Annotated in this window: 3 protein-coding genes; 2 read left to right on the forward strand and 1 reads right to left on the reverse strand. The window is 32.0% G+C overall.

Translation table 11 applies throughout. The annotated features are described in order from the left end of the window. On the forward strand, positions 1-747 hold a 747-nt coding region (locus ABDH49_05235), incomplete at its 5' end, for a hypothetical protein (protein ID MEN3046366.1). Positions 748-755: 8 nt separating this feature from the next. Then, complete coding sequence (gene rfbC / locus ABDH49_05240; GenBank protein MEN3046367.1) at positions 756-1,304, forward strand: dTDP-4-dehydrorhamnose 3,5-epimerase; 549 nt, start codon at positions 756-758, stop codon at positions 1,302-1,304. A 13-nt stretch (positions 1,305-1,317) separates the two neighbouring features. On the opposite strand, the gene ABDH49_05245 is transcribed toward rfbC, so the two are convergent. Continuing rightward, a partial coding sequence (locus ABDH49_05245; protein MEN3046368.1) for a helicase-related protein occupies positions 1,318-2,211 on the reverse strand: 894 nt, incomplete at its 5' end.

Raw genomic sequence — 2,211 nt, forward strand, 5'->3', positions numbered from 1 at the left:
GCCTTAAAAGGTGCAGTTATTAGAGTTTTACAAACCGAAATACCAAGCATTTTAACCGATGATAAGGGTATTGCTTCTTTAAACCTGATGCCAGGAAATTACCTTGTCTCAATAACTCATCCACAATACAAAGGATTAAGAGTTAAATTAAATATTAAAAAAGAAAAACCTTTAACAGCGAAAATAAGATTGTCTCCCAAGATCTCAAAGAGTGAACTTGCAGCCCAGAAAATAAAAGAGGGTGATGCCCTATTTAAGATTGAAAAATTGCTCGAAGCAAAGAAAGCTTATGAAGAGGCTTTATCAATCTATCCTGAGAGTAAAACTGCTAAAGAGAGACTTACAAGTGTTAAACTCGCAATTAAAAATAAAACCTTTGAATTAAAATCAAAAGCACAACATTTTGAAGCAAGAGGTGACTATAAAAGTGCAATTAGCTACTATAAGGAAGCCCTAACGTATTCTCCAGATGACCAGGAAGTAAAAAATAAAATTGAAGAACTCCAGAAGAAAATAGAGGAACCACAACCAAAGAAAGAAGTTGTTAAAAAAGTTGAACCCCCAAGACCAACAAAGGAACAACTCGAAAATACTTTAAACAAAGCTATTCAACATTTTAAGGCCGGCAATTATAAAGAAGCTAAAAAATTGTTACAAGAAGTACTCAAATGGGATCCATCTAACCCTCAAGCTCAAGATTACTTAAGAAGAACTGAAGCAAGACTTAAAGTTTTAGGAGAGGAGTAAAAACTTTCATGTCCTTTAAATTTATTGAGTTAAACACAAAAGGATTAATTTTAATAAAGACAGACGTTTTCGAAGATAAAAGGGGATATCTTTTTGAAGCCTTTAAAGAATCAGAATTTATTAAAAATGGAATAAATTTAAAATTTAAACAGGATAACATCTCTTTCTCCTACAAAAACTGTCTAAGGGGGCTTCATTTTCAAATAGAGCCTAAGGCTCAAGCAAAACTTATAAGATGTGTAAAGGGTGAAATTTTTGATGTGGCAGTTGACTTAAGAAAAAACTCAGAGACCTTCGGTAAATGGGAAGGAGTAATCCTTTCAGAAAAAAATAAAGATATGCTTTTTATACCAGAGGGCTTTGCTCATGGCTTTTTGGTGCTAAGTGACTATGCTATCGTTCTATATAAACTATCAGAAGAATACTCAAAAGAACACGAACGCGGAATAAGATGGAACGATCCTGAAATTAACATCGACTGGCCTGTAAAAAATCCCATTCTCTCTGAAAAAGATAGTAATTTACCTTTCCTAAGAGATCTAGATTTTAACTTTTAATTATTTATTGACCCTATTCAATATGAATATAATCTTTAAAAACCTTTATTTTACTTTTATTTTCATTCTTTGCTTTTAAAAATGCAAAGGCAAGATCAAAAATTTTTAAAGTTAAATCATCTGGTTTTCCAAATCTATCTTTATATTCATCAATTATATAATTTATCTCCTCTACACTTTCTGCAGTAAAAAGACTCCTCGCCAGGTAAATTTTATCCTCATCTCCTAAATGAGACGGAAAATATAAGGATGAATAAGGAACAATTTCTACTTTCTTCTTTGGCAGCGCCTCGCCCTTTAACTTTTTAATCTCCTCCTCAAGTAATTTGATATAAAAAGAAATACCTAAACTCTTTGAAAAACCTTTCTGTTTTTTTCCAAAAAACTCACCTGGCCCTCTCATCTCTAAGTCCTTTAACGCAACCTTCTCTCCTGCACCAGGATAGTTATACCTTTTGATTATTTTTAATCTTTCCTTTGCCTTTTCACTTAATTTTGAAGGTAATAACAAATATACATAAGACTTTTTATCCCTCCTTCCAACTCTACCTTTTAAAGCATAGAGGTCTGAAAGTCCAAAAAGATCAGGCCTTTCTACTATTAAAGTGTTTACATTATCAAAATCCATACCCGTTTCCAAAATATTTGTAGCAATCAAAATCTTTATTTTTCCTAAAATAAAATCAACTAAAATATTTTCTATCTCCTCTTTACTTTTTTTCGCATGTAAGATTTCGCAATCTACATCTGGAAACAATGTCTTTATTTTTTCCTTTATTTCCTTTAGGGGTGAGATTCTGTTTCTGATGTAAAGAACCTGTCCACCCCTTTTTAACTCACCTTCTATTGCATCCTTTATTACAGAAAGTGAATAGTTTAATATAAGTACCTCTTTTTCCTTTCTTCC

The organism is Candidatus Hydrothermales bacterium, assembly GCA_039630235.1.
Lineage (GTDB): Bacteria > Hydrothermota > Hydrothermia > Hydrothermales > JAJRUZ01 > JBCNVI01.